This is a genomic window from Burkholderia sp. KBS0801, from assembly GCF_005937855.2.
Taxonomy (GTDB): Bacteria; Pseudomonadota; Gammaproteobacteria; order Burkholderiales; family Burkholderiaceae; genus Burkholderia; species Burkholderia ambifaria.
Genome location: NZ_CP042179.1, coordinates 460885 through 486280 on the forward strand (window position 1 = coordinate 460885; position 25396 = coordinate 486280).

Sequence of the window (25396 nt, forward strand, 5' to 3'; positions counted from 1 at the left end):
CGCCGCTCATCGTGTGTCGTTCAACAGCCGCTGCAGACAGGGCCGTCGCGCCGCGCTTGCGCCGCATCGTCGGTCACGACCGCCGCGAGCCGCGGATCCGGCCGGAATACCGTGATTCCCTTGAGCCCGTCGCGCCATGCCTGGAAGAACAGCGCGTCGACGTCCGCGAGCGAACACTGGCCGGGTATCGTCACGGTCTTCGAGATGCCGGCGTCGACGCACGGCTGCAGCGCCGCGAGCATCGCGACGTGATCGGCCGGTGCGATATCCGCCGCGGTGACGAAATAATCCGGCAGCTGGACGCTGTCGCCATGTAGTTCGCGAAACAGCCGACAGGCGTGATTCTCCACACGAAACCGGCGGACCCGCCCGTCCGCGGTGCGCACCACGCGATGCTGCGTCCAGCCGAGCGCCGGCTCGATCCCGTTCGAGCAGTTGTCGCAGAACGCGAGGCTCACGCTGCCGGCCGGCGCAAACGACAGCAGATGGCTGTTACGCAGCCCGTGCTGCGCGATCGCGTGATGCACCTTCAGCGGCAGGAGCATGCGGTAAGCGGGGCCGGCCAGATAGGCAGCGGGGTCGTAGGCTGGAAACGCGCCGCGCTCGCCGGCAAGCGCGGCCGATGCGGCAAACGCATGCTCGCGCATCGTCAGCACGATTCCGCGTGCAAATGCGCGGGCTTCCACGCTGTCGTAGCGCAGCTGCAGCATCGTCAGCGTGTCGCCCAGCCCGGTCACGCCAACCCCGATGCGCCTTGTCCGCCGCGCTTCGTGTTCGTGCGCGGCGAGCGGCCACGCGGTCAGGTCGAGCACGTTGTCTAGCAGGCGGACCTGAACGCGCACCGCATCGGCGAGCGTCGCGAAGTCGAAGTGCGGCTTGCCGTCGACCCCGAACGGATGGCGGACGAACCGCGACAGATCAATCGGCCCGAGCACGCAACTGCCGTAGGGCGGCAACGGCTGTTCGCCGCACGGATTCGTCGCGTCGATCCGCTCGTGCTCGCGCAGCGGATTCGCGTCGCGGATCGTGTCGAGAAAGAGCAGCCCCGGTTCCGCGCTGTCGCGCGCGGCGTTGACGATCTCGTGCCAGAGCGTCCGGGCCGGAACCGTAGCGTAAAGGTAACGCCCGTCCGGTCGGCGGGCCGGTGCGCCGGACGCGCCATGGCGTTGCGTCTGATGAACGAGCGCCCACGGCAGGTCGTGCGCGACCGCTTCCATGAACGCATCCGTGATGCCCACCGACAGGTTGAAGGTCGGCCAGCGAGATCGGCCGCGCTTGGCGTTGACGAACGCCACGAGGTCGGGATGGTCGCAACGCAGCACACCCATTTGCGCACCTCGGCGCGGACCGGCGAAGGGCAACGCACCGCACATTGCATCGAAGCGGTCGATCGCCGCGCATGCGCCTGATTCGGACGAGAAGCGTCGTTCGTATGCGTCGGCAGGCGGCGCTGGCGAGAAGTCGTAGCCGATTCCGCCGCCCATCAACAACGTGAGCCGTGCGTCGTCGAGCGCATGTGCGAGCGCTGCGTCGACGGCCTGCACGGGCATGCCCGCCGGAATCGCGAGCGGATGGACGAAGCAGTTGACCATCGTCCCGCCGGTATCGGCGCCGGCATTCGCAAGGATGCGGCCCGCGCCGATCGCACCGCGCTGCAGGTTCAGGAAGAACGCGCGCTCCACCTGCGCGCGGAAATCGGCCGGTTCGGCGAGCGACAGTGCATGAGCGACGCGATGGAATACGGCCGCGCGAGTCGTTTCGCCGGGTTGCGCATAGCGTTCGGCGAACACGGTGGTGCAAAGCGGCTGCTCGTCCATGGCGGGGTTCGGCAACGATGAATGCTTCACTGTATGAGCCTGCCTGAACGCGTCGTTGATCGAGCGCAATCCGGGCGCCTTCGCGGCATGGCTTGATGGCGGTCAATGCCGTGACGGGCGTCGCACGTAACGTGGAGCCACGCCCGGCACGCAGCGGCGGCCGAGCGGCCCTGCCATCGACCGCGAGCTACGCACCATGACCGACATCGCTACCGTCACATTGAATCCGGCCGTCGATGTCTCGACGTCGGTCGAGCACATCGTCGATACGCACAAGCTGCGCTGCGCACGGCCGCGGCGCGACCCCGGCGGCGGCGGAATCAACGTCGCCCGGACCATTCACCGGCTCGGCGGCGACTGCGTCGCGCTGTACCTGACCGGCGGGCCGACCGGTGACGTCTTGACGCAGCTGATCGAGGCCGAGCGCCTCCCGAGCATGCGAATCCGGATCGCCGGCGAGACGCGTGAGAACGTCTGCGTGACCGAGACAGCGACCGGGCGGGAATACCGTTTCCTGATGCCGGGGCCGCTCGTCACGGAGGCCGAGTGGCGCGACTGCGCGGCCCGCATCGAAGCGATGCAACCGGCGCCACGCTATCTCGTGTTGAGCGGCAGCCTGCCGCCCGGCGCGCCGGACGATCTCTATGCGAGGCTTGCGCGCAAGGCCAGGGCGAGGGGCAGCCGCGTGGTCGTCGATGCGGCGGGCCGGGCGCTGCAGGCGGCCCTCGAGGCCGGCGTCCATCTCGTGAAGCCCAGTCTCGGCGAACTGAGTGCGCTGGCCGGCGAACCGCTCGACGACACGTCGGCATGCCGGAAGGCGAGCGAACTCGTCGCGCGAGGCCAGGCCGACATCGTCGCGTTGACGCTCGGTCCACGCGGCGCATGGGTCGTCACGCGGGATCGCGCGCTGCGCCTGCCCGGCAGGCCGGCAGCGGTATGCAGCACGGTCGGCGCCGGCGACAGTTTCGTCGGCGGCATGGTCTGGGCACTGGCGCGTGGCATGCCGTTCGACGATGCGTGCCGCTACGCGCTGGCGGCGTCGGCTGCGTCGGTCGAGCATCCCGGTACGGCGCTGTGCACGCGCGACGATGTCGAGCGGATTCATGCCGAACTGGCTGCGCAGGCAAGCTGACGTGCAAGCCGTCCGACGCGTGCACGATCCCGTCGGTGCGCGATCGATCGTTGATCTGGCTCAGTGGCATGCGGGCCGCGATCGCGAAAAATGGGGCAGCCATTCCACGAGATCCGCCATGGCCTTTCGCCTGATCGCCTGCCTGCTCCTGCTGTCGTGCGCGCCGCCGGTTTCGTCCGCCGACGTCGCGACGGCCGTTTCTCCACCACGGTGTGTGCTGATCCTGGTCTACCACCGGTTCGCCACCGCGCGGCTGGATTCGATGACGGTGCGTACCGACACGTTCCGCAACCAGCTCCAGGCGATCGAGGCGAACGGCTATCGCATCGTGCCGCTCGCCGACGTCGTGCGCTGGCACAACGGCCAGACGGATGCGGTGCCGGCGCGGGCGATCGCGATCACCATCGACGACGGTCATCGTTCCGTCTTTGACGTGCTGCGCCCGCTGCTGGCGACGCATCCGGTGCCGGTCACGCTGTTCATCTATCCGTCGGCCATCTCCAACGCCAGTTACGCGATGACATGGGATCAACTTCGTACGCTTGGCCGGTCCGGCGGGTTCGACATCCAGTCCCATACGTACTGGCACCCGAATTTCCGCACCGAGCGCGCTCGGCTCACGCCGGACGGCTACCGGCGCTTCGTGGCGTTCCAGTTGAGCCGGTCCCGCGAACGGCTCGAGGCCGAAACCGGCCAGCCAGTCAGGCTGCTGGCCTGGCCGTTCGGCGTCCATGATGAAGACACAGACCAATCGGCCGCTCGCGAAGGCTACGTCGCGGCATTCACGCTCGACGCGCGCCCTGTTCGCGTCACCGACCCGGCAATGGCGCTGCCGCGCTATCTGATGACGGACGCCTGCGACACACGATGCATGAACGGATTGCTGCGAACTGCAGGAGGAAAACCGTGATTGAGCGCCTGATCGTTTGTCTGCTCGTGTCGCTCGCTGGTTTCGCCGCCCGGGCGGCGCCGGTGGCGATCACCGTCGTCGATGCCACGAACGGGCATCCGCTGGCCGGCGCGATCGGCCACGCGGCGGGCGTGAACCGGACCGCGGATCGCGACGGAGCGTTTTCACTGGAGATCGATGCGACGGGTACACGCGTGAGCGTGCGCGCGCCGGGCTACGCGCGAACCGAAGTCACGCTGACGCCGGCCACGGTCGCGCAGACGATCCGCATGACACCGGTGCGTCCGAAAGCGGTCTATCTGTCCGCTTACGGCGTCGCGGACCGCACGCTGCGCGAGGCGGCACTGTCCCTCCAGGACAAGACGGCGATCAACGCGCTCGTCATCGACGTGAAGGGCGACAGCGGCGTGACGCCCTATCGCAGCCAGGCGCGCGAAATCTCCGGCGCCGCGAACCATGTCTCCGGTGCAATCGTTCATCCGCCCGATCTGCCGGACCTGCTGCGGACTTTTCATGCACGCGGCCTTTACCTGATTGCCCGCATCGTCGTGTTCAAGGACGACCCGCTGTCGCGCGCTCACCCCGAATGGGCCGTGCGCGATGCAGCCGGCGAGATCTGGCAGGACCGCGAGCATCAGCGCTGGATCGACCCGACGTCGCGCGCGGCTTGGCAACACAATTACGATGTCGCCCAGGAGGCCGCCCGCATGGGCTTCGACGAAATCCAGTTCGACTACCTGCGCTTTCCCGACGCCAACGGTCTGCGGTTTGCCGAGCCCAATACCGAGGCCAACCGGGTCGCGGCGATCACCGGATTCCTGACCGGCGCGCGCGAGCGGCTGCGGCCGTACAACCTCTACATGTCGGCCGACATCTTCGGGTACGTCTGCTGGAACACCGATGACACCGCGATCGGACAGCGGCTCGACGCGCTCGGATCGACCGTCGACTACGTGTCGCCGATGCTGTACCCGTCCGGCTTTACGTGGGGGCTTCCGGGTTGCCGGAAGCCGACCGAGCATCCGGGCGAGATCGTTTCGCGGTCGCTGGAGGAGGCGAAGCGCCGGACCGGACTGGATGGCGTCCGATTCAGACCGTGGCTCCAGGCGTTTCGAGACTATGCGTTCGATCGCCGGCCATTCGATGCCGACGAGATTCGCGCACAGGTCGACGCGGCCGATGCGGCAGGCACGGACGGCTGGATGCTGTGGAACCCGCGCAATCGCTACGATCCTGCGGCGTTGCCACGCTGACCGGCATGTCCGGACAGGCGCAATCCCGTGCGAGACGATTCGACCATGCCCTGGAATGACGCGCGTTATCCGCCTTCGATGCGGAATCTGCCGCCGCCGGTTCGCGGCAAGGCGATCGAGATTGCCAACGCGCTGCTGCGGCAGGGACGTACCGAGGGCAGCGCGATCCGCATTGCGATCGCGCAGGCGAAGCGTTGGGGGAATGCGCATGCCGTCCTTCGCGGCCGGGGGTGAGGCTGAGTGCCGCGCCCCCGTGTTTTCAGGCTTGCTGCTCCGCTCGGGCAGATGGGGCGCGATGACCGTATCGCGGTGCGTCGTCCGGCTTCGTTCTGCGTCGACAGGAACGCACTTGACTTGAGTCAACGGGAAACCGGCGTTCCGCGCGACGCTGACATCGTCGTCGATACGCATGTGCGACGTCGCAGCACGCACCGCGTTCCGCGATCGGACGGGTGGCATCGCAGCCATGCGTACTCAATCAGGAGAGTGAAGATGTGGACCGGAACCGTGAAGACGCTGCTGCTGGCAGCCTGTTTGCTGAGCGTCGGCGCGAACGCGCTGGCTGAAACGTCGCCCGAGCCGATCATGCGCAACGGTGTCGCGTATATCACCGGAGGAATCGGCGAGGACGAGGTCACCGCGTTTCGCGACGTCGCCCCTCGATACAACCTGCGGATCACGTTCGCATCGAAGTCCGGCCACTATCTTGCAGATGTCGATGTCACGCTGTCGGCAGGCAAGTCGACGATTCTCGACGCACATACGAGCGGGCCGTTCCTGTTCGCACGCGTGCCGCCGGGGCGATATACCGTGTCCGCGCACGACAGGGCCATTCAGGAAGTCAGGCACGTCATCGTCCCGGCACGCGGCGCCATCGATGTGCGCTTTTACTGGCACGACCCTGAACGGCACGGGACGATGCATCTGTGCGCGACGTGTCCCGCCTCGCAGCAGCAGCCGGCCCGCTAGCCACGCGTCTGGTTGGCACCGACGAGCCAAGCGATGCGCGGGCGTTCCCGACGTCGGCGCGGCAGGCATCCGCTTGCAGGTTGGCGTCGCCGATGCTGTCGGCACGAAGGAATGGATCACGTGGAACGTGCTCGATCGCTACGATCCCGATTTGCTGCCGCGCTGACCGGCGCGCTGCTGTTCGCGCTTGCATCGACCGGTGCGCGAGCGGAACCCGACGAGGTCCGGGCACGGCAGCAGGCTGCCGCAATCGATGAGGCGATCGCCGCCGAGATCGCAGACGGCCATCTTGCCGGCGCGGTGGTCGTGACGGGCGACGCGGACGGCGTACGGGTGCGCGTGGCGCGGGGCCTGCGCGTGACGGGCGAGCGTGGCGAGCCGATGACGGCCGATACCGTCTTCGATCTCGCGTCGCTGACCAAGCCGGTGGCGACGGCGGTCGCGATCATGCAGCTCGCGGAGCGCGGCATGCTGAGCGTCGACGCGCCGGCTGCGCGCTACTGGCCCGCGTTCGGTGTGCGCGGCAAGTCCGGCATCACGATCCGCCAGTTGCTCGCGCACGTATCGGGGCTGCCGGCCGGTGTGTCGTCGTCCCGCGCGCTGCGCAGCCGCGCCGCGGTGCTCGCCGACATCGTCGCGATGACGCCCGACGCATCGGCCGGCTCACGGGTGCGCTACAGCGACGTCAACTACGTCGTACTCGGCGAGATCGTCGAGCGCGTGTCGCACCGGCCGCTCGACGCGTGGTGCGCCGCGCACGTGTTCGCGCCGCTCGGGATGGCGAGCACCGCGTTCCGGCCGCCCGCGCCGCTGCTCGCGCGCGTGGCGCCCACCATCATTCGCGATGGCCGTCCGCTGCGGGGCGGCGTACACGATCCCGTCGCGGCCGCGATGGGTGGTGTTGCCGGCAATGCGGGCTTGTTCGCTAGTGCGGATGATCTGGCGCGTTTCGCGCGCATGCTGCTGAACGGTGGCACGCTTGGCCCGGTGCGCGTGCTGGCTCGGCGCAGCATCGCCGAGCTCGAGACACCGGCCACGCTCGACGCAAACGGCGACCTGCACACGCCCGGCTGGGCGGTCGGGCCGCCGCTCGTCGCGAACCGCTACCGGCTGCCGCCCGTCGGCGCGCTGCAACACCTCGGCTACACGGGCACGGCGCTGTGGATCGATCCCGTGACGCGCCGCTTCGCGATCGTGCTGACGAGCCGGCTGTATCCCGATGAAGCCGGCACGGCGATGCCGTTGCGCGCGCTCGTGCTCGGCATCGTATCAAGCGATGCCGCGCCCGTGACGTCGTCGCAGATCGCGACGCGCGTGACCTCGATGGCGATGGCTGTCGCACAAGCCGTCCGGTTGCCGGAATCGCACGGGCCGGTGCTGGCCGGCATCGACGTGCTCGCGGCGAGCGGTTTCGCGGCGGTGGCGGGCAAGCGCATCGCGCTCGTCACGAACCGCGGCGGGTTCGACCGGTTCGGCCGGCGCACGGTCGACCTGCTCGCGCAGGCGCCGGGCGCGAGGCTCGTCGCGCTGTTCGCGCCCGAGCACGGGCTCGGCACCGACGTCGACGAGACGTTCGGCGACACCATTGATGTTGCGACCGGCGTGGTCGTGCACAGCCTCTATGGCGAGCGCCGCAGGATCGCGCCCGCGCTGCTCGCCGATGTCGACGTGCTGGTGATCGACCTGCAGGACGCGGGCGTCCGCTTCTTCACGTATCTGGCGACGCTCGGCTATGTGCTCGAGGCCGGCGCTGCCGCGCATCTCCCCGTGATCGTGCTCGATCGCCCGGACCCGCTGAGCGGCGACGTGTTCGGCGGTCCGGTGTCCGATGCCGGGCCGGCCACGTTCACCGGCTATTACCCATTGCCGCTCCAGCCGGGGATGACGCTCGGCGAATTGGCCCGGCTGTTCAACGACCGCCTGCATATCGGCGCGGCGCTGAACGTGGTGCCGATGGCGAACTACGCGCGCGCGATGCGTTTCGACGACACCGGTCTCGGGTGGGTGCCGCCATCGCCGAACCTGCGCGATGGCGCCGCGCTGTCGCTCTATCCGGAAACGGGGCTCGTCGAGGGGGCGGCGCTCAGTGTCGGGCGCGGCACCGCGACACCGTTCGGCGTGGTCGGCGCGCCGTGGGTCGACGCGCGCCTCCTCGCGAACGATCTTCGCGCGATGCGGCTGGACGCAACGTTCTCGCCGGTTAGATTCGTGCCGACGGAGGGGCCGTATCGCGGCAGGTTGTGCGAAGGGGTGCGCATCGAACGGCCGCCCGGGGCGGCGCGGCCGGGCGAGATCGGGCTGGCACTCGCGCTTGCGCTGCACCGGCGCTATCCGGCGCAATTCCGGATCGATGCGATACGGGCATCGGTCGGCTCGCGCGAGGTGGCGGACATGCTGGAAGCGGGGCGGCCGCTCGGCGAGATCGAGCGGGTGGTCGATGCTCAGGATACGGCGTTCGCAAGCGAGCGAGCTGCGTTTCGGCTGTACTGAACGAATTGCAAACAGACGGGAAACGTGGCGCCGATCGACTTGGGTCAACGAACGCAATGCATTGCGCACTGCCACGGCGGCTTGTCGATTCGCGGCGAAAAGCAGGAAGAGAAGGAGGAGCAGCACAAGGACTATTACGTCCACGAGCGCCGCTTCGGCTCGTTCGGCCGCTACTTCCGCATGCCTGACGGGGTCGACCGTAACAAGATCGAGGCGTCGTTCCAGAAAGGCGTGCTGACGGTCACGCTGCCGAAGACACAGGAAGCTCGCAAGGCCGGGAAGAAGATCGAGGTCAAGGCAGGCTGAGCAGGTTGCCGGTCATCCGTCGACGAATGAATTGAACGGACGAATGCGCCGCCCGACAGGCGCGCATGTGGGAGGTTGTCATGTATGCCGGCAAGTTACTCGTCGTGTTCTATTCGCGTACACGCGCGACCCGCCGGGCCGCGTCCGCGCTGGCCGGGATGCTCGACGCCGATGTCGAGGAAATCGTCGTGACGCGCGGTCGCGCCGGCCCGTTCGGATGCGGCTGGCACATCCGAGATCGGGGGCGACATGTCTTGCCGTCCGACTTCCGATTCGACTGTGGACGAAACTTGCGTCGCAAGTGCAATGAACCGGTGATCGCGGATCACGACCTGGCTTGAGCGGCTGGATCGCCATATCTGCTGTGCCATCGGCTGTCGGTTGATATCGCTCAAGCATATGCTGAATTTCCGAGTGCAGCATTCACCTTGTAGACCAGCCGGTCTCAGTGAGTGCGCGCAGCTTTCGCCGCAGACGAGGGGCCAGCGCATTGAAGGAGTAACCTCATGCGAGCGCGTGATGTGATGACAACTCCGGTCATTTTTGCTAGTCCGGAGATGAGCGTTCAGGAGACCGCGAAGCTGCTCGCGGAGCACTCGATCAGCGCGGTTCCCGTAATCGATGCCGAGGGAAAGCTGATCGGGATCGTCAGCGAAGGCGACCTCGTGCGCCGCGTCGAGATTGGTACTCATGCCAGGCGCCGCTCCTGGTGGTTGGAGTTGCTCGCGTCCACCCGTGAATTGGCCAGCGAGTATGTAAAGGAACACTCGCAGACTGTGAAGGACCTGATGAGTGTCGACGTCGTTACGGTCGCGGAGGACACGCCGCTGTCCGAAGTTGCCGAATTGCTGGAACGGCACCGCATCAAGCGCGTGCCGGTCGTCGATAACGGCAAGGTGGCGGGCCTGGTGAGTCGAGCCGATCTCGTGCGCGCGCTTGCCAGCGATACGCACGACAAACGAAATTCGTTCGCACATGCGGACGTCGAGATACGCGAGGCGATACTGAATGCGATGTCTGGCCAACCTTGGGCGCTAACGCGCGGCCAGATCATCGTCAAAAACGGAAAGGTACATCTATGGGGCGTGATCTTCAGCGAGGAGGAGCGCAAAGCGGTGTGCGTGGCAGCTCAGACTGTACCGGGCGTCAAACAGGTGATCAGCCATCTCGTCTATCCTGTTACGCTTCCCTCGATGTAAAAGTAGACGGTCGACAGCGCGGGCGACACACGTCATAGGACATCAGGAGAACCGACGGCCCCGGCGAAATGCGCAGCGGTGGTTTCGTCATCGGCTGGTCGGCACCAGACACCGACACGCTTGCGGAAAACACGCGGGTTCGCTTGCGCCACACGCAGTAGCGCGTCGGTCCTCGCGACGTTGCGAACATGCGCATGTGAGCCGGCCGGCGCATCCGATGCGCCCGACGGCTGCCGATGACGCTCTCGCACGGGGAAGGGGCCGGTGCTCACGCCGCTGCCGAGCGGTGTACGCGCGTGCATTCGCGCCGCGGGAAGCAGCACGGACGCGAACACGAGGTACTGCGTCGACCGCTCAGAATTGCTGATCGTAGTTGAGACGGACATGCTCCGGAAGTGCGAGGCCGTTTCTCGTGATAGACGCCCTTCCAACGTGCGTCGAACACGTTCCCGTACGTGACTGCATTGCCGTCCCGCGTCAGGTCGAGTTGTATCCCCGTCGACTTCGAATGGAAGGAACTGGCTTCGCTTCGCGGTCCCTGAACAACAGCAACGACGTGAGCATTTTCAATGCGCTTTCCGTTCGACCTGTCGAACAGGGCGACCGTGAGCCGGTACAGGTTCACATTGTTCGATGCCTCGCCGGAACTGCCGTCCGGAGTGGCGGCACGATCCGCCGGAACCACACCGTAGTGGACGACGAGCTTGCCTGTCGTCACGCTGCGCGTCAGGTCGTTCGCACAGGCGGGCGATACCTCGCCGACAAGCAATGCCAGCCACGCAATCAACACAAGGAAAATTCGCGATCGCAGCGGGTCCTCCCGGACGGCGGATGTACCGCATCGGCAATGCGCACGCGTAGCGACCGGTATCTTGCTTCCATGCTGACGTGGCGCGAAAACCCAGGCTTGATGCAGGTCATGCCGCCGCTCGAAAGACATGACGTCGCATCATTCGGCGGATGCGCCCGTTCCGCCCCAGTGCACCGGCAAGCGGACGACATCGACATGCCCCGGAAGATCGCCCGCCACGTCGCTTTCCATGTACGAGAAGTAGAGGACGACGAGACGCCGGATATCGACAATCCGGAACACGTGTATCGATCCAAACACGGGATCGACGGATTCGTCGAACACCTGAGCCAGCCGCGGCAAGCGGGCGGACGTGACGAGCGTTCCGGTCTGGTGGCAGGACACTGATGCTCCGGCGCCATGTCCGTCGCGGAAGGACGGTCGTTCGTCGCGCGTGTGCGGCTCCGAGACGAAGCACGTTACCCCGTTGAGCAGAGGGTCGTCGTACGCGGATATGCCGATATGGGTTCCGTAGCGCTGAGAGTGGGGGGGAATGCGCGCCAGTTCCTCTGCGTCGATGACCGATGCGCAGGAGATCGCCAGCGCGACAGAAGCAATCCATGTACTTGTTCGCAGCGTGATCATCGCCAGCATCCTCGACTGATCGGCAAAACTGTCTCGGCAGGACTCCCGTGCAACGAGACTGATTGAACTCCAGCCTAGGTTTCTGCCGGTATCGAACGCTTGACTTGCGTCAAGGTGGAGTGATCGAGTGGCCGGATGCTTGCTGCAAGAGCGGCCGAGCACCGCGTAATGCCCGATGTGGCCGACGGCAGCATCGCACCCGCGACGCGGCGCTCGGGTATCAGTGCGTTAAGAATCCGGTAAGGAATTCTCCCGAAAATGAACGCATCGTTCAGGAGAACCACGATGCGCATATCCGACTCGGTTCGCGTGCTTTGCCGGGCCTGCCTGGGGGCTGCCCTGTGCGTGGCCGCCATCGCCGGCGCTGGTGCCGAAACGCCGGCCCAGTTGCTGGCCGGCTACACGACACAGTCTGGCGTCGGCGCCATGCCGTCGCGCGGTCAGCAGTTCTTCACGTCCCGACATGGGCACGACTGGAGCTGTGCGACCTGCCACGGCGGCACGCCGACCGGTGCAGGCAGGCACGTCGTTACCGGTAAGGCAATCGAGCCACTCGCGCCCGCTTTCAACCCGGCCCGGTTCACGGACGGTGCCAGGACTGAAAAGTGGTTCCGCAGAAACTGCAAGGACGTAGTCGGGCGCGAATGCTCGGCGGCCGAGAAGGCCGACGTCCTGAGCTGGCTCATGAGTCTGAAACCCTGAAGGCGAACGATCATGAACAACATCGAATCGGTGGCGTCTGCGCGCAGACATGCACGGGCTAGCGTGCTCGCGATGCTGCTGATGTCGCTGCTGCCGTGCGCAGCACTGGCGGAAGACGAAATGCGCAGCGTCGCGATTCCGTTACTGCCGAAGTACCGGCAGGAATGCGCGACCTGCCATGTCGCCTATCCGCCCGGGGCGCTGCCCGCCGAGTCGTGGCGACGCATCCTGAACGGTCTCGACCGCCACTTCGGCACCGATGCGACGCTGGACCCGACAACGATCAGGCAACTGGAAACGTGGCTGACGGCACATGCGGCGACGGGCGCCGCGGCACGCCGTCCCCCGGAAGACAGGATTACCCGATCGGCGTGGTTCGTCGCCACGCACGACGAGGTTCCTGCGTCCGTGTGGCGCAGCGCCGCAGTGAAGCGGCCGTCGAATTGCGCCGCATGTCATACGCAAGCAGACAAAGGAAATTTCGATGAACGATTCGTCCGCATCCCGAGTACACGGTGAATCGGCGCGCTCGCGCGCCGCACGGATACTGGTGTGGGACGCGCCGCTGCGCGTATTCCACTGGCTGACTGCCATTGCCTTTGCCGGCGCGTGGCTGACCGCCGAAAGCGAGCGATGGCGGTTGATGCACGTCGCGTTCGGATACACGATGCTGGCGCTCGTCGCGTTTCGCATCGTATGGGGCGTGGCTGGCACGCGTCATGCGCGGTTCTCGTCGTTCGTGCGTTCGCCGGCGGCCGTTTTCCGCTACGTTGTGAGCCTTGCCAAAGGCCGGCCCGAACATCACGTCGGCCACAACCCCGCCGGCGCGGTAGCGATCGTCGCCATGCTGGTGATGACTGTCGTGACCGGGGTGACCGGCTGGGCGGCGTACGCCGGAAACGGTGAGTCGTTCGGTGATCTTCATGAGGGCGTGGCGAACGTCATGCTCGCGCTCGTCGTGGTCCATGTCGCCGCCGTTCTCGTCAGCAGCGTCGCGCATCGCGAGAATCTGGCCGGCGCGATGGTGACCGGCTACAAGCGCGGTGCGCCGATCGACGGCATCCGGCGTGCATGGTGGGGGATCGCTGCCGTCATGACGGCAGCGGTGATCGGCTGGTGGTGGACGCAATGGCAGGCGGCACCGCAGCCCGTTCAAGCGGACCGGCCCGTCGCGACGGACATCGGCCGCCCCGCCGAAGGGGCGGGCCGGGACGACGACTAACGGCCTCCGACGGAGTGCTCGATCGTGCGCATCCTGCTCGTGGAAGACGATGTCCTGCTCGGCGACGGGATCCGCGCCGGATTGCGCCAGCAAGGGTTCCAGGTCGATTGGGTGCGTGACGGCGACGCGGCCCAGCGCGAGCTGCGCGCGCATGTTCATGCCGCGACGGTCCTCGATCTCGGATTGCCGCTCGTGGATGGCATGGATGTCCTGAAGCGCATTCGCCGCGACGGCACAGCGTCGCCGATCCTCGTCCTGACCGCGCGCGATGCCGTGCCCGACCGCATCCGGGCGCTCGACGCGGGCGCCGACGACTACGTGATCAAGCCCGTGGACCTGTATGAACTCGGTGCGCGCCTGCGAGCGCTGGTCCGGCGGTCCCATGGTCGGCCGATGGAGCGGCTCCACGCGCAGGACGTCGAGCTGGAACCTGCGTCGCGAACCACGCGCCGCGCCGGCGTGGCCGTTGCGCTGTCCACGCGCGAGTTCGACCTGCTGCACATCCTGATGCTGAATGCCGGCCGGGTTCTGTCGCGCGAGCAGATCGAGCAATACCTGTACAGCTGGGGGCAAGAGGTGGAGAGCAATGCTGTCGAGGTGCACATACATCGCCTGCGTGCCAAGCTCGGCAGCGAACTGATCCGGACGGTGCGCGGCGTGGGTTACGTGCTGATGCGGGACGATGCATGAAAGCCGTGCTGCCCGCGCGTTCGCTGCATGGCCGGCTGCTCGCGCTCGTGCCGGCCGTGGTTCTCGGTGTCTGGTTATCGACGCTGATGCTGACCTGGTTCGATGCGCAGCGCGAGATCGACCGACTGCTCGACGGCCACCTCGCGCAGGCAGCGGCACTGCTCGTCGCGCAGCAGGCGCGCGGGCCCGATGATGACGACAATGCGATCGACGCGCCGATCCTTCATCCGTACGGGCCGCGCGTGGCCTTTCAGGTGTTTCATGACGGGCGGCTTGGCCTGCATTCCGAAAACGCGCCGTCGAAGCCGATGGTGAAGCCCGAGCTGACCGGACGCGATCGGGCTCCCGGATTCTGGACCGTCGTGATCGACGGAAATGCTTGGCGGGTATTCGTCGTGCACGGCGCGCGCAGCGACGTTCAGGTGTTCGTGGGAGAACGAATCGATTCGCGCAAATCGATCCTGCGCGCCGTCATGCGCAGCGCATTCTGGCCGATGGCGGCGGCCTTGCCGTTGCTGGTACTCGCCATCGGCTGGGCAGTTCGCCGCGGCACGGCGCCACTGCGCGATTTTGGCCGAGCGCTGGCGAAGCGCAATCCGCAGGGGCTCGACACGATTCGGCTGGACTGGACGCCGCTCGAGATGCGGCCGATGCTGGACGCGTTGAATCGCCTGTTCGAACGGATTCGTAGCGTCATGGACGCCGAACGCCGGTTCACTGCCGATGCCGCCCACGAGTTGCGTACGCCGATCTCCGCCGTCAAGGCGCAGGCGCAGGTCGCCATGGCGGAGCCAGATGACGAGCGACGCCGGCATGCGCTGCGGGGCGTGCTCGAAGGGTGCGATCGGGCCGCACGTCTGGTGGATCAGCTCCTGCTGCTTTCGCGTCTCGATGCGGGCGCACTGGCGGACCACGCGCCGGTCGACGTATCGGCCGTGGCGAAACGGGTGGTCGCGGAGGCTGCGCCACAGTCGATCGGGAAACGGCAGGGGCTGGAGCTCGATGCGCCATCGCCATGCATCGTCGGCGGCAACGAACCATTGATCGAGTCGATGATGCGCAACCTGGTCGACAACGCGATTCTCTACAGCCCGCCACATGCGCACATATCCGTTTCGGTTTGCCGACGAGAAGGGCACACCGTGCTACGGGTCGAAGACAGCGGCCCGGGCATTGGCGACGACGACCTGCGCAGGCTGGGCGAGCGGTTCTTCCGGCCACCGGGAACCCGGCCGGGCGGGAGCGGCCTCGGCTGGTCGATTGTGCGGCGAATCGCAGCCGCGCATGAAGCGGACATCCAGGTGGGTCGATCGCCAGCGCTCGGCGGACTGCGCGTGGCCGTTTCGTGGCCGGTAGCCGATGAAACGGGCGCGGCCACGCGCTAGTCGATCGTGTATGTCTACGATCAGATCGCACTGGTTCGGCGCGTCGCCGGAAATCACGAGAGCGGCCGATCGCGACCGGAACGACGTGCCCGGCGACGGGCACGCCGAACCACGCGATCACTGGCCCGCGGCGTCGCTTGCAGGGCCGCCAGGCTGGCCGTGCATGTAGCCCGGACCCATTCCCATGCCCATGCCTTGCCCCCGATGCATGCCCCACCTGGGCGGAACGTCAGGCAGCTTGATGCCGCGCGCCTTTGCGCGCTTCTGCATCTCGGCGTGATGCTCCGCGCGGATTTTCTCGCGCTCGGCATCCGATGCCGCGGCGAGCATGCGGGTACGGTATGCGTTCCGCTCGGCGGGCGTCATCAACTGGCTGCCGTACATCATGCCGCCCGGCTCGACGGCGGAACCGACAGCGGGCTGGCGTGGCTGGGCATCGGCCAGACCAGCCGTCATCGCGATCGCGACGCCGATCAGGCACGAAACGGTGAACCTGTTCACTGCGGACATGACGCTCTCCAGGTCGTTTGCATGGTTTCAACCGTACGCAAAGCCGGCGGTCGAACCTTTGCCGCAGATCAAGTACGCCGGAGTAGCCGCCAATACCATCGAATACATGCCGGCGATCACGCTGTTGTCAAACGTGCGGCGCATCGTTCGACGTCACGGCGACGAAGCGTGGTGCGCGACTCGATTCCTGTCATTTCGGAGCTGCCAGCCATGTCGAATTCACTGCATTATCGTGAAAGAACCGCGGAAGTTGCCGAGCAGATGCGCAAGCTTCGGCAGTCGCAGCCTGACTTCTTGTCCGCCTTCGGCGCGCTGGGTGCGGCCGGTACCAAAGAGGGCGCGCTGACGAAGAAGACCCGCGAGCTGATCGCGTTGGGCATCGCGATTTCGTGCCGCTGCGACGACTGCATCGGTTTTCATATGCAATCGCTGATCAAGCTGAAGGTGACGCGCGAGGAGATCGAGGAGGTCGCCGGTGTCGCCGTCTACATGGGCGGCGGCCCGTCGATGATGTACGCCGCACATGCGTTGATCGCGTTCGACGAGCTTTCGACGTGACGTCCGGCCTTGCTCGACCCTCGAATGTGACCTGAATCGTGATGTCAAAGAACCCTGACGTTGTTTCGGAAACCGTCGCCGACGCGACGCCCGCGATGGCCGCAGCGGCCACGCGAAGCACCTGGGTGAGCGTTGTGGTCAACCTTGCGCTGAGCATCGGACAAGTGGTGATCGGCATCCTGTCCCGATCGCAGGGTCTCGTGGCGGACGGCATTCACTCATTGTCCGACCTGATCGCGGATTTCGTCGTCCTGCTGGCCGGTCACCATAGTCGCAAGCCTGTCGACGAAAAGCATCCTTACGGCCATCAGCGCTTCGAAACCGGCGCGTCGCTCGCACTCGCGGCGATCCTGCTGCTGGTGGGTGGCGGGATGCTCTGGTCCGCCATCCAGAAGCTCGAGCATCCGGAAGCGATCGCGCGCGTCCACGTTGCGGCGCTCTGGGTGGCGCTCGTAGCGCTCGCCGCGAAGGAATGCCTGTTCCGTTACATGCTTGCGGTGGCAACGCGAGTGAAATCGGGCATGCTGGTCGCCAACGCATGGCACGCGCGCTCGGACGCCGCATCCTCGCTGGTGGTCGCGTGCGGCATCGTCGGCAACCTGCTCGGCTATCCGCTGCTCGATCCCGTCGCCGCGCTGATCGTCGGCGGAATGATCGTGAAAATGGGCGCCACCTTCGGCTGGGACGCATTGCACGACCTGATGGATCGGGCGGCCGATGCCGAAGACGTGCAGGCGATCCGCGCGACGCTGCTTGCGACGCCGGGCGTGCTCGACGCGCACGACCTGCGCACGCGAAAGACCGGCGATCTGATCCTCGTGGACGTGCATCTCGACATCGACGCCGATCTCACCGTTGCGCAAGGGCACGACATCGCCGTGGCGGCGCGTGCTCGCGTGATGCGGCATCACCGTGTCCTGAACGTGATGACGCACGTCGATCCGCGCAAGCGGGAAAGCCTCGCTGAAGTCGCATCCGTGATTCGCGGCCGATAGCAGACAACGGTCGGCCGACGCGGCCGTTCGACACGTCATGCAGTCTGGTGTCATTCAGAGCTGCGCGGACGATGGCCGCGCCGGAACGTCAAACGGCGTTCATCGACGAGCGCGCGCCAATCGAGCTTCATCAACGCGAACACGAGGCCGAGCAACACCAGTTGCGTGACCACGAAGTATCCGCCGAGGTACGTGCCTTCGAGTTGAGATTCCATGTCCAGCCGGCTCGACGCAAAGCGGCCGAGGTGCGCCCAGATCGCATAAGTCGTCGCGCGGCCGATGAAGAACGCCACCGCGATGATTCTGAGCGGCAATCTGGAAAGTCCGTACGCGATGAAGAGATAGTTCGACGGAAGGGGGCTCAATGCATAGAAGAAGAATGCTCCGGCGGTGAGCGTCCTGTGCTTTCGCAGCCAGCGTGCGGCGATCTCGATATTCTCTCGATCGGATTCCCGTATCCAGCGGGAGCGGACGAGCGATCGTGCGAAGGTCGCCAGAATGACGCGGCCGGTTGTCGCCGCGCCGGCCGCCACGACGGCAAAGATCAACGGATTGCCATCAGGCAGGTTGAACCCGACCCATGACATTGCCATCCACGTGGGCGGAGCGAACGCCGGCATGAGATTCAGCAGAAGAATCAGCAGAAAAAGCACGGCCAGCGTCAGCACGAGATCGCCTCCAGCCCATCCGGTATTACGACTCGATTTTGCTGAAGAAACGAGCCGACCGCTTGACTCACGTCAAGCAACTTGCCGCGCCCGGTAGCTCGCGGGAAACCCTTCGTCCTGACCCATGTCAACGGTCGAAGCGCGATGTTTTCTAGACTGATGCAACGCCGTCTGCAACCGGATTCGATCTCAGCGAATACGTCCAAGCGCGGCGCCCGGAAAAATCGTCGTGTCCCGAATCCGTTGGTCGACCGATCTTGTGTTACTTGTCGTGGCTGGCGTTGCGCTCGCCGCAGGGGGCGTGTGCGTGGCGTTCGGTCTGCCTTCATTCGCGCGAGTTGTCTGGCTGCTTGGTACATTGCCTGTCTTGCTCGCGTTGACTGTATCCCTTGCAAAGGCCGTGGCGAAGCGGCAGGCCGGCATCGACGTGCTCGCGTGGCTGGCGATCGGCCTGGCGATCGCGCTCGACGAGACGCTGACTGCCGCGGTAATTGCATTGATGCTGGCAAGCGGCCGTGCGCTGGAGCAGTATGCGCAGAACCGCGCGCAACGCGAGATGACCGCGCTGCTCGGCCGTGTCCCTTTGCAGGCAACCCGCTTCGAGAACGGTGAATGGCGTCCCGTTGCGCCGGAAACCATCCGCCCGGGCGACAGGCTACTCGTGCGAAGCGGCGAATGCGTGCCAGTCGACGGTACGTTGACCGATGACGCGGAACTCGACGAATCCATGCTGACCGGCGAGTCGTCCACCCAGCGGCGACGCTCCGGAGAAAGCGCATGCAGCGGCGTGGTCAACGCCGGCGCGCCGTTCGAAATGGTCGCCCGCACGATGGCAGGCGACAGCACGTTTGCCGGCATCGTCCGCATGGTCGAGCGTGCGCAACACGAGCGCAGTCCGTCCGTGCGCCTCGCGGATCGCTACGCCGCATTCTTCGTGCTCGCTGCGCTGCTCGTCGCGGGCATGTCCTGGCTGCTCACCGGCGACGTCGCGCGTGCACTCGCCGTGCTTGTCGTGGCCACGCCTTGTCCGTTGATCCTCGCCGTGCCCGTCGCCATCGTATCCGGTATGTCGCGTTGTTCGAAACGCGGCATCCTGGTCAAGGACGGAGGTGCACTTGAACGTCTTGCGCAGGCGACAATCCTCTTCTTCGACAAGACCGGGACGCTGACAGGAGGGCGGGCGCGCATCGTTGCGATCGAATGTGGCACTGACGTCGGAACGGACAATGTGCTGCGCTTCGCGGCGTCATTGGCCCAAGCATCGGGGCACGTCATTTCGGATGCACTGACGGTCGCCGCGCGGGAACGTCGGATCAATCTGTCGCTGCCGTCGGTCGTCATGGAAACGGCGGGTGAGGGCGTGACGGGCCGGGTCGACGACCGGACCGTCGTGATCGGGAAGTTCGGGTACGTGTCCGCCTGCTCGGCGGTTGCACTTTGGAGCGATGCATTCCTGAAGCGGGTCGGTAACGAGGGTGGAGCTGCCGTATTCGTCGGTGTCGATGGCGTCATGATCGGCGCGATTCAGATGGCCGACCAGGTACGGCTGGAAGCGCCACGGGCATTGCGGCTGCTGAAACGTGAGGGCGTCGAGCGCCTCATCATGCTGACCGGCGACCGGCGGGACATTGCCCAGGCCGTTGGCGAACTGCTGGGTGTCACCGACGTGCGCGCCGAGCAGACGCCGACAGACAAGCTTGCCGCCGTTCAGGCTGCTCGCAAGGAGGGCGTGACGATCATGGTCGGCGACGGTGTGAACGATGCGCCGGCGCTGGCGGCGGCCGATGTCGGTATCGCGATGGGGGCGCGAGGAGCGGCCGCGTCATCCGAAGCAGCCGACGTGGTACTGCTGGTGGATAGGCTGGATCGACTCGTGGACGCGATGCGCATTGCACGGCGGTCGCGCCGGATCGCGCTCGAGAGCGTGGTGGCCGGCATGTCGTTGTCGGTTGTCGCAATGACGATTGCAGCGGCCGGATTCCTGCAGCCGATCGCCGGTGCGGTGATTCAGGAAGTCATCGATGTCGTCGTCATCGTCAATGCGTTGCGCGTGTTGCTGGTTCGCCCACGGCTGACGGATGCCGGGCTGACCGATGTCGACGTCGAGCAACTCAAGCGGGAGCACACGGCATTGTCACCGTTGCTGGACCAGATCAGGGATCTCGCGGATCGCCTGCCGCAGTTATCCGGAGCGACCCTGACCCGCGAGCTTGGCCAGGTAATCGACTCACTGGAAGAACGGTTGCTGCCGCACGAACGCACCGACGATCTGGACGTGTACGCGCGTCTTGCTCCGCTTCTCGGCGGCGAGGACCCGCTTGCAGCGATGAGCGGCGCCCACCGGGAGATTTTCAGGATGGTCCGATCACTCAGACAGATGGCCGTGGACCTGCCGCGCGACGGAACGAACACCACGCAGGTGCATACGATTCAACGCTTGCTGTACGGGCTGGAGGCAATCGTACGCCTGCATTGCGCTCAGGAGGAAGAGCTGTTCCACGCCGTGGGAGGGGATGCGTGACGACGAAACATATCACGCACGTGGTGCGCTAACGAGAAGGACCGGCGTTTTCGCGATGCGCGCGACGCGCTCGGCCACGCTGCCGAAAAACCAGCCCGTGACACCGCGCCGCCCATGCGTGCCCATCACGATCATGTCCGCATTCCATTCGATAGCGTCGTGCACGATCAGGTGGGGAACGTCTGCGCCAGTCCGGTCCGTTTGAATCAGTTGCGACTGTGAGCGCCCGGTTCTGCCGTCGAGCAGGGCGGCGGCTTTTTGCAGGGCGCGATTGCCTTCGCTGATCAGTGCGTTTTCCAGCGTCTCGACGGGAACGAAATCACCCAATGATACGGGGCGATCGAGCACGTATATCGCACGAAATTCGGTGTTGGGTTGCGAGAATTTCAACCCCGTCCGCAATGCGTGGAGTGCAATCGGGCTTCCGTCGACGGCGAACAGCATCCGCCACGGCAGGTGCTCGGCAACCGACGCGAAACCTTCGGGAACGATGAGCAGCGGACAGTCGAGAAATTTGCCGAGCGGGTTGGAAACCGTTCCTTCGACCCATCCAAGCAGGCCATGATGCTGGCGTGCGCCGACGATCAGGAGATCGGCCTGCCAGGCTTGCGCACTGTCGACCAGCGCATGCACGACATCCCCGCCGTGAATGAACAGGTCGACGATCTCCGTGTCGATGGCGAGGTCGTCGCGATCCATTGCGGCTTTGGCGCGCGACAGCGCGTCGGATGCGTCTCGAAGCAACTCGTCGCGCGCCGATTCGAGAAATGCCATGGTTTTCGATCCGAGCGGCACGAGTGTTCTCGGATTTTCTGCGACGCTGACGATGCGCACCGCTGCATTCGGCGGAGCGAAAGCTTTGGCATACGCGAGTGCATGAGCGGATGCGGTAGAACCGTCGATGGCGATCAGCACCCGTTGGGGAGCGGGGGCTGGCTGGAGGGGGGAAGTCGTTGTGCTCATGAATGCCTCCCGATGGGAACCGGCGAACGTACCTGCGGCAATTTTTCGCTTGCGCTGTTTTTCCGGTTTGACCTTCGTCAAGCACCATCGTCGTCGCGATACCGGGAGCAACGTCGAAGCGTGGGACGGTGTGCCGATTCTGACGCGTTCAGCGGCGCGGGACGCGCGCAAATGCGCCGGTCATGACAGCCGTGGCGCACATACCGGGCGCCGATAAAGCGAAAGCCGTCGCGCAGCGGCTTGAGCCCTTGGTAACCATTATCGACTCCCGGCGCGCGTGACCGGGCGGATTTCGGTGCTAGCTCGCCTCCCGATCCGGGATCGCCTGGACGATCATCGAGAACAATCTTTCCAGATCGCCCTCGAGCCTTTCGTCTTCGAACGGATCGCGATTTGCTCCGAAGGCGGCGTCGATCCCGGCCCAGTTGTCCCTCGTCAACAGACGTTCGGCGGCCGGGAGGATCAGTGTCTCTTCCAGACACCGATGGTCTGCATAAAACTCCGCATACTCGTCCATCAGCGCGCCCAGCGTACGAAGCGCGGAGGCACCCTTCAACTCGTAGCGCGTCAGCGCATGCTCCAGACTTCGCAGCTTCATGTCGCCTCTTTCGTGCTGAGCATCCAGTTCGTCAAGGACGCTGTCGAACTCGTCGGTTCGATCCCGCAATGGCCTGAACAGGTAGAGATCCTCTTTGGGATGATGTATCTGCTGCGGGTATTCCCTGATGTAATAAAGCATTGCCCGAAGCACGATGAGGCCCGGAACGGGCGCGCCGGCAACAAGCAGATGGACAAAGCGCCGCATGCCGTCGATCACGGTAGACAACTGTTCGTGTTCCCGGCGAATGACGGTTACGGCGCTACGCGGCCCGAGCAATGGCATTTCGACCTCCACAGCGGTAGCGAACGACCCGGCGGCTCACGTCCGTACTCCGACGGCGCCCATGAAAACCTGGATCGTCACCTCAATATTGATCACGCGCCGCGCGCGATCAAAGCGCGCGAATACCGCGGCGTTGACGAAGATCAACGAGCGATGTGGCACCTTTGCCCGTCAGGCGTGCCGCGGGCAACAGCCTTTTCCGGCCGCCCGTGCTCGGCTGAAGGCTGCTGCCAGGTTTCAGCCGATCTGAGCCGATATCCTTCACCTGGCACGGGCGGGCCCCGATGGCGTTTGGGCCGCGGCGGCCGAATTCTCTCCGCAGTGCGGAGAGACTTCTTGGCGTGCCGACTGGGCAACGGAGCGGGCTGATCGCTCACTCGATCGTTACGACCAACTACTGCGTAACGAACTACCGGTTCGCAACTGACGGTGGCCGCGCTCGCCGAAGCACATGATCAAATCGGTTTTGAATGTGACACGCCGGCGCTTGACCACCACTTGCGCGAGACGGTAACGCAGGACACCTTGCAACGAACCGCCCGCTCGGAGATTCCGACCGTCGCTTTGACTGTTGACGCCAAGGAAGAGGGCGCTGAGCTACAAGACATGCGCCGATGCCAGGTCCTCGCCCAGGCTATGCCTGATAACGCTGATCGTGCTTGAGGCTGGCATCGCATTGAGAAAGTCGACGATCGTCCCGTCGTTTGACTCTGCAGTCAGGATAACTTATGAAAATCCGACATCCGTTCCGGGGAGCCGCGATGCGCCCGTGACGCCATGGGATGCGGCTGTCGTCGTCATCGCTTGCCTGAACCGGCGAATTCGTCAAGTCACCGGCGGCGCGTGCCCATGATCCGCCCCGGCGTCGTCGTATTCTCGCGAAATATCCTTGTTTGTATAGTCCCCGAGCTTCGATGCGGCGACCACGCTCAGCACCGCACACACCAGCACGTACGCCGCGATCGCATACCCCGAGTGGTAGTAGGCAAACAGCGCCGTTGCGATCAGCGGTGCCGGGCCACCGGCAACGACGGAAGCGAGCTGATAGCCCATCGACGCACCGCTATACCGCAACCGCCCCGTGAACGACTCGGCAATCAATGCAGCCTGCGGTCCATACATCATCGAATGCGGGACCAGCGACAATACGATAGCCGTGAAGATCCACACCGGATACCGACTATCGACCATTGCGAAGTAGACGAATCCGAATACGCCGGCGGTAGCCGCACCGATCATGTACATCCTCCGCCGCCCGATCAGATCCGACACGTGCCCGAACAGCGGAATGGTGAAGAACTCGACGACGGATGCGACCAGCACCGCCGCCAGCAGCAGTTCGCGCGTGACGCCCAGCGCCGTGATTCCGTAAGTGAACACGAACGCCGTATAGATATAGAACGGCGCCTGCTCGGCCATCCGCGCAAACGCCGACAGCACGATATCCCTCGGCTGCTTGCGCAGCACTTCGAGCATTGGAGTCTTCTCGATCCGACGCTCGGCCAGCAGCTTCGCGAAGATCGGCGTCTCGAGAATATTCAGACGGATATAGAGCCCGATCGCAACCAGCACGATACTGAGGAAAAACGGCACGCGCCAGCCCCACTCGAGGAAGGCGCGGCCGGAAAACCAGCTCATGGCCAGCACGGCAAGGTTGGCGAGGAACAACCCCGCAGGCACGCCGAATTGCGGCCACGACGCGACGAAGCCGCGATGCGTATTGGTGCGCGCCCACTCCATCGACATCAGGACCGAGCCGCCCCATTCGCCGCCCACGCCGACGCCCTGGATGAAGCGCAGTACCGTGAGGATAACGGCGCCCCAGATACCGATCGCAGCGTAGGTCGGAACGAATGCCACGGCGAACGTGGCGAATCCCATCAGCAACAGGGTCACGATCAGCGTGGCCTTGCGTCCGATGCGGTCGCCGTAATTGCCGAAGATCGCCGCGCCGACCGGCCGTGCGACAAAGCCGACGGCATAGATCAAGAACGCCTGCAGCGTGCCGACGAGTGGATGGGATTGCGGGAAATACAGCTTTGCGAAGACCAGGCCGGTGACCGTGCTGTAGAGGAAGAAGTCATACCATTCGATCGTCGTGCCAATCGTGCTGGCGATGACGGCGCGGTGCAACTGGCGCCGGGCTTCCTCGTCGGAGATGGGCGTGGCCGCGGATTGCATGGCAGCCATTTTGATATCCCCTGGAAAAGGGTGATAGAGAAATAAACCATACGCCCCGCGACAGGTTCCGGCAAGCAGCGAGCTGCGGATGTCTGCCACAACATCCGGGTCATTTAGTCAGTCATCTTTATATATCATAATACGATATATAATTACCATTCGCCGCGGAAACGATGCGGTTGGCGTGACGTTCGAACTTAACGCGCGCAAATGCCGAACTGGAATTTCACGGAGCGTTCGACGAGAGTACCTGATGCCGTTACGGCTCGCGGGGCGCGACCGTCGGCGCACGATATCGAACCGGCTAATCTGCATGCGCAACACGACGCTCAGGCTGCTCGCTACGCCACCGCGGTCGCGAAAGGTGTCCTGCCAGAGCCGGCTTCACCGGACGCAAATAGCAACCCTGGCGACCAGCCGGCGAACTTGCCGCGTCGTCAATTCCAGCCGTTCTGCCGCAGGTCATGGCTTGAGCTTGCCGTCCGCCACGTCCTGAATCACCTTGAATCGGTCCAGCTCGCGCATCGTCATCGTGATCCGTTCCGTTGCAGCCATCGAAGCCTCCGGCGCCGGACACCCGGCGGCCGGTCAGCCTACGCAGCCCCAA

The 25396-nt window shown here is 65.2% G+C and carries 26 protein-coding genes and 1 pseudogene; 19 read left to right on the forward strand and 8 right to left on the reverse strand.

Going from position 1 to position 25396, the window contains the following annotated elements; translation table 11 throughout:
* Positions 1–20: 20 nt before the first annotated feature.
* On the reverse strand, positions 21–1817 hold the full coding sequence (locus FFI87_RS31530; protein ID WP_138850419.1) for an adenosylcobalamin-dependent ribonucleoside-diphosphate reductase: 1797 nt from the start codon (positions 1815–1817) through the stop codon (positions 21–23).
* A 196-nt stretch (positions 1818–2013) separates the two neighbouring features.
* On the opposite strand from FFI87_RS31530, the gene FFI87_RS31535 reads away from it, so the two are divergent.
* The 9 genes from FFI87_RS31535 (at position 2014) to FFI87_RS31575 (ending at position 10076) form a co-directional block, all read left to right on the forward strand.
* Positions 2014–2949: a 1-phosphofructokinase family hexose kinase gene (locus FFI87_RS31535; protein WP_138850420.1), complete on the forward strand. Its 936-nt coding sequence runs from the start codon at positions 2014–2016 to the stop codon at positions 2947–2949.
* A 118-nt stretch (positions 2950–3067) separates the two neighbouring features.
* Positions 3068–3859, forward strand: coding sequence for a polysaccharide deacetylase family protein (locus FFI87_RS31540; RefSeq protein ID WP_138850864.1), 792 nt, complete (start codon positions 3068–3070; stop codon positions 3857–3859).
* A complete protein-coding gene (locus FFI87_RS31545) occupies positions 3856–5112 on the forward strand; it encodes a putative glycoside hydrolase (RefSeq protein WP_012372538.1) in 1257 nt (418 codons plus the stop codon). Before FFI87_RS31540 ends, FFI87_RS31545 begins: the two co-directional genes overlap by 4 nt.
* Positions 5113–5157: 45 nt before the next feature.
* Positions 5158–5346: a hypothetical protein gene (locus FFI87_RS31550; RefSeq protein ID WP_041490257.1), complete on the forward strand. Its 189-nt coding sequence runs from the start codon at positions 5158–5160 to the stop codon at positions 5344–5346.
* 258 nt (positions 5347–5604) lie between these two features.
* Positions 5605–6081, forward strand: a complete 477-nt coding sequence (locus FFI87_RS31555) for a hypothetical protein (protein WP_012372540.1) — start codon at positions 5605–5607, stop codon at positions 6079–6081.
* 111 nt (positions 6082–6192) lie between these two features.
* Positions 6193–8571, forward strand: coding sequence for an exo-beta-N-acetylmuramidase NamZ domain-containing protein (locus tag FFI87_RS31560; protein WP_409995134.1), 2379 nt, complete (start codon positions 6193–6195; stop codon positions 8569–8571).
* Between the two features lie 24 nt (positions 8572–8595).
* Entirely contained in the window at positions 8596–8877 is a 282-nt protein-coding gene (locus tag FFI87_RS31565) for an Hsp20/alpha crystallin family protein (RefSeq protein ID WP_261378673.1), read from the forward strand.
* 80 nt (positions 8878–8957) lie between these two features.
* Positions 8958–9218, forward strand: a complete 261-nt coding sequence (locus tag FFI87_RS31570) for a hypothetical protein (RefSeq protein WP_138850422.1) — start codon at positions 8958–8960, stop codon at positions 9216–9218.
* A 165-nt stretch (positions 9219–9383) separates the two neighbouring features.
* Positions 9384–10076, forward strand: coding sequence for a CBS domain-containing protein (locus FFI87_RS31575; protein ID WP_012372543.1), 693 nt, complete (start codon positions 9384–9386; stop codon positions 10074–10076).
* A 949-nt stretch (positions 10077–11025) separates the two neighbouring features.
* On the opposite strand, the gene FFI87_RS31585 is transcribed toward FFI87_RS31575, so the two are convergent.
* Positions 11026–11520, reverse strand: coding sequence for a CreA family protein (locus FFI87_RS31585; RefSeq protein ID WP_050772577.1), 495 nt, complete (start codon positions 11518–11520; stop codon positions 11026–11028).
* Between the two features lie 276 nt (positions 11521–11796).
* Between FFI87_RS31585 and FFI87_RS31590 the strand changes: the two genes are divergently transcribed.
* The 5 genes from FFI87_RS31590 to FFI87_RS31610 all read left to right on the forward strand — a co-directional run bounded on the left by FFI87_RS31590 (position 11797) and on the right by FFI87_RS31610 (position 15510).
* On the forward strand, positions 11797–12213 hold the full coding sequence (locus FFI87_RS31590) for a DUF1924 domain-containing protein (protein ID WP_138850865.1): 417 nt from the start codon (positions 11797–11799) through the stop codon (positions 12211–12213).
* Between the two features lie 72 nt (positions 12214–12285).
* Complete coding sequence (locus tag FFI87_RS31595) at positions 12286–12732, forward strand: diheme cytochrome c (RefSeq protein ID WP_244110470.1); 447 nt, start codon at positions 12286–12288, stop codon at positions 12730–12732.
* Positions 12698–13435, forward strand: coding sequence for a cytochrome b/b6 domain-containing protein (locus tag FFI87_RS31600; RefSeq protein WP_138850424.1), 738 nt, complete (start codon positions 12698–12700; stop codon positions 13433–13435). The genes FFI87_RS31595 and FFI87_RS31600 overlap by 35 nt, the downstream gene beginning before the upstream one ends.
* A 24-nt stretch (positions 13436–13459) precedes the next feature.
* On the forward strand, positions 13460–14125 hold the full coding sequence (locus tag FFI87_RS31605) for a response regulator (RefSeq protein WP_012372549.1): 666 nt from the start codon (positions 13460–13462) through the stop codon (positions 14123–14125).
* On the forward strand, positions 14122–15510 hold the full coding sequence (locus tag FFI87_RS31610; protein ID WP_138850425.1) for an ATP-binding protein: 1389 nt from the start codon (positions 14122–14124) through the stop codon (positions 15508–15510). Before FFI87_RS31605 ends, FFI87_RS31610 begins: the two co-directional genes overlap by 4 nt.
* Positions 15511–15627: 117 nt before the next feature.
* Here the strand turns inward: FFI87_RS31610 and FFI87_RS31615 are convergent, their stop codons facing one another.
* Positions 15628–16020, reverse strand: a complete 393-nt coding sequence (locus FFI87_RS31615; protein ID WP_138850426.1) for a hypothetical protein — start codon at positions 16018–16020, stop codon at positions 15628–15630.
* A gap of 210 nt (positions 16021–16230) precedes the next feature.
* On the opposite strand from FFI87_RS31615, the gene FFI87_RS31620 reads away from it, so the two are divergent.
* A complete protein-coding gene (locus FFI87_RS31620; RefSeq protein WP_138850866.1) occupies positions 16231–16578 on the forward strand; it encodes a carboxymuconolactone decarboxylase family protein in 348 nt (115 codons plus the stop codon).
* 41 nt (positions 16579–16619) lie between these two features.
* Positions 16620–17573 carry a cation diffusion facilitator family transporter gene (locus FFI87_RS31625; protein ID WP_138850427.1) on the forward strand — a complete coding sequence of 318 codons (954 nt, stop codon included), beginning with the start codon at positions 16620–16622 and terminating at the stop codon, positions 17571–17573.
* Positions 17574–17623: 50 nt separating this feature from the next.
* Here the strand turns inward: FFI87_RS31625 and FFI87_RS31630 are convergent, their stop codons facing one another.
* A complete protein-coding gene (locus tag FFI87_RS31630; protein WP_012372555.1) occupies positions 17624–18241 on the reverse strand; it encodes a VTT domain-containing protein in 618 nt (205 codons plus the stop codon).
* A gap of 229 nt (positions 18242–18470) precedes the next feature.
* On the opposite strand from FFI87_RS31630, the gene FFI87_RS31635 reads away from it, so the two are divergent.
* Entirely contained in the window at positions 18471–20762 is a 2292-nt protein-coding gene (locus FFI87_RS31635) for a heavy metal translocating P-type ATPase (RefSeq protein WP_138850428.1), read from the forward strand.
* A gap of 12 nt (positions 20763–20774) precedes the next feature.
* Here FFI87_RS31635 and FFI87_RS31640 read toward each other — a convergent pair whose 3' ends face one another.
* Positions 20775–21725 (reverse strand): universal stress protein, encoded by a 951-nt coding sequence (locus FFI87_RS31640; RefSeq protein ID WP_138850867.1) that lies wholly within the window; start codon positions 21723–21725, stop codon positions 20775–20777.
* 298 nt (positions 21726–22023) lie between these two features.
* On the reverse strand, positions 22024–22608 hold the full coding sequence (locus tag FFI87_RS31645; protein WP_138850429.1) for a hemerythrin domain-containing protein: 585 nt from the start codon (positions 22606–22608) through the stop codon (positions 22024–22026).
* A gap of 61 nt (positions 22609–22669) precedes the next feature.
* On the opposite strand from FFI87_RS31645, the gene FFI87_RS31650 reads away from it, so the two are divergent.
* Positions 22670–22858 (forward strand): hypothetical protein, encoded by a 189-nt coding sequence (locus FFI87_RS31650; protein WP_138850430.1) that lies wholly within the window; start codon positions 22670–22672, stop codon positions 22856–22858.
* A gap of 179 nt (positions 22859–23037) precedes the next feature.
* Positions 23038–23271: a hypothetical protein gene (locus tag FFI87_RS31655; protein ID WP_138850431.1), complete on the forward strand. Its 234-nt coding sequence runs from the start codon at positions 23038–23040 to the stop codon at positions 23269–23271.
* Positions 23272–23433: 162 nt separating this feature from the next.
* Here the strand turns inward: FFI87_RS31655 and FFI87_RS31660 are convergent, their stop codons facing one another.
* Together FFI87_RS31660 and FFI87_RS35300 are read right to left on the reverse strand one after the other, a co-directional pair.
* Entirely contained in the window at positions 23434–24798 is a 1365-nt protein-coding gene (locus FFI87_RS31660) for an MFS transporter (protein ID WP_138850432.1), read from the reverse strand.
* 393 nt (positions 24799–25191) lie between these two features.
* Positions 25192–25344 (reverse strand): annotated as a pseudogene (locus FFI87_RS35300) (ISNCY family transposase); the annotation flags it as partial.
* Positions 25345–25396 lie beyond the last annotated feature (52 nt).

Excerpts from the sequence above, each read along its gene's own strand:
- FFI87_RS31530 (WP_138850419.1), bottom strand. The coding sequence starts at position 1,817 with ATGGACGAGCAGCCGCTTTGCACCACCGTGTTCGCCGAACGCTATGCG.
- FFI87_RS31535 (WP_138850420.1), top strand. The coding sequence starts at position 2,014 with ATGACCGACATCGCTACCGTCACATTGAATCCGGCCGTCGATGTCTCG.
- FFI87_RS31540 (WP_138850864.1), top strand. The coding sequence starts at position 3,068 with ATGGCCTTTCGCCTGATCGCCTGCCTGCTCCTGCTGTCGTGCGCGCCG.
- FFI87_RS31550 (WP_041490257.1), top strand. The coding sequence starts at position 5,158 with ATGCCCTGGAATGACGCGCGTTATCCGCCTTCGATGCGGAATCTGCCG.
- FFI87_RS31555 (WP_012372540.1), top strand. The coding sequence starts at position 5,605 with ATGTGGACCGGAACCGTGAAGACGCTGCTGCTGGCAGCCTGTTTGCTG.
- FFI87_RS31560 (WP_409995134.1), top strand. The coding sequence starts at position 6,193 with ATGGATCACGTGGAACGTGCTCGATCGCTACGATCCCGATTTGCTGCC.
- FFI87_RS31570 (WP_138850422.1), top strand. The coding sequence starts at position 8,958 with ATGTATGCCGGCAAGTTACTCGTCGTGTTCTATTCGCGTACACGCGCG.
- FFI87_RS31575 (WP_012372543.1), top strand. The coding sequence starts at position 9,384 with ATGCGAGCGCGTGATGTGATGACAACTCCGGTCATTTTTGCTAGTCCG.
- FFI87_RS31585 (WP_050772577.1), bottom strand. The coding sequence starts at position 11,520 with ATGCTGGCGATGATCACGCTGCGAACAAGTACATGGATTGCTTCTGTC.
- FFI87_RS31590 (WP_138850865.1), top strand. The coding sequence starts at position 11,797 with ATGCGCATATCCGACTCGGTTCGCGTGCTTTGCCGGGCCTGCCTGGGG.
- FFI87_RS31595 (WP_244110470.1), top strand. The coding sequence starts at position 12,286 with ATGCTGCTGATGTCGCTGCTGCCGTGCGCAGCACTGGCGGAAGACGAA.
- FFI87_RS31600 (WP_138850424.1), top strand. The coding sequence starts at position 12,698 with ATGAACGATTCGTCCGCATCCCGAGTACACGGTGAATCGGCGCGCTCG.
- FFI87_RS31610 (WP_138850425.1), top strand. The coding sequence starts at position 14,122 with ATGAAAGCCGTGCTGCCCGCGCGTTCGCTGCATGGCCGGCTGCTCGCG.
- FFI87_RS31615 (WP_138850426.1), bottom strand. The coding sequence starts at position 16,020 with ATGTCCGCAGTGAACAGGTTCACCGTTTCGTGCCTGATCGGCGTCGCG.
- FFI87_RS31620 (WP_138850866.1), top strand. The coding sequence starts at position 16,231 with ATGTCGAATTCACTGCATTATCGTGAAAGAACCGCGGAAGTTGCCGAG.
- FFI87_RS31625 (WP_138850427.1), top strand. The coding sequence starts at position 16,620 with ATGTCAAAGAACCCTGACGTTGTTTCGGAAACCGTCGCCGACGCGACG.
- FFI87_RS31640 (WP_138850867.1), bottom strand. The coding sequence starts at position 21,725 with ATGAGCACAACGACTTCCCCCCTCCAGCCAGCCCCCGCTCCCCAACGG.
- FFI87_RS31645 (WP_138850429.1), bottom strand. The coding sequence starts at position 22,608 with ATGCCATTGCTCGGGCCGCGTAGCGCCGTAACCGTCATTCGCCGGGAA.
- FFI87_RS31650 (WP_138850430.1), top strand. The coding sequence starts at position 22,670 with ATGAAAACCTGGATCGTCACCTCAATATTGATCACGCGCCGCGCGCGA.
- FFI87_RS31660 (WP_138850432.1), bottom strand. The coding sequence starts at position 24,798 with ATGGCTGCCATGCAATCCGCGGCCACGCCCATCTCCGACGAGGAAGCC.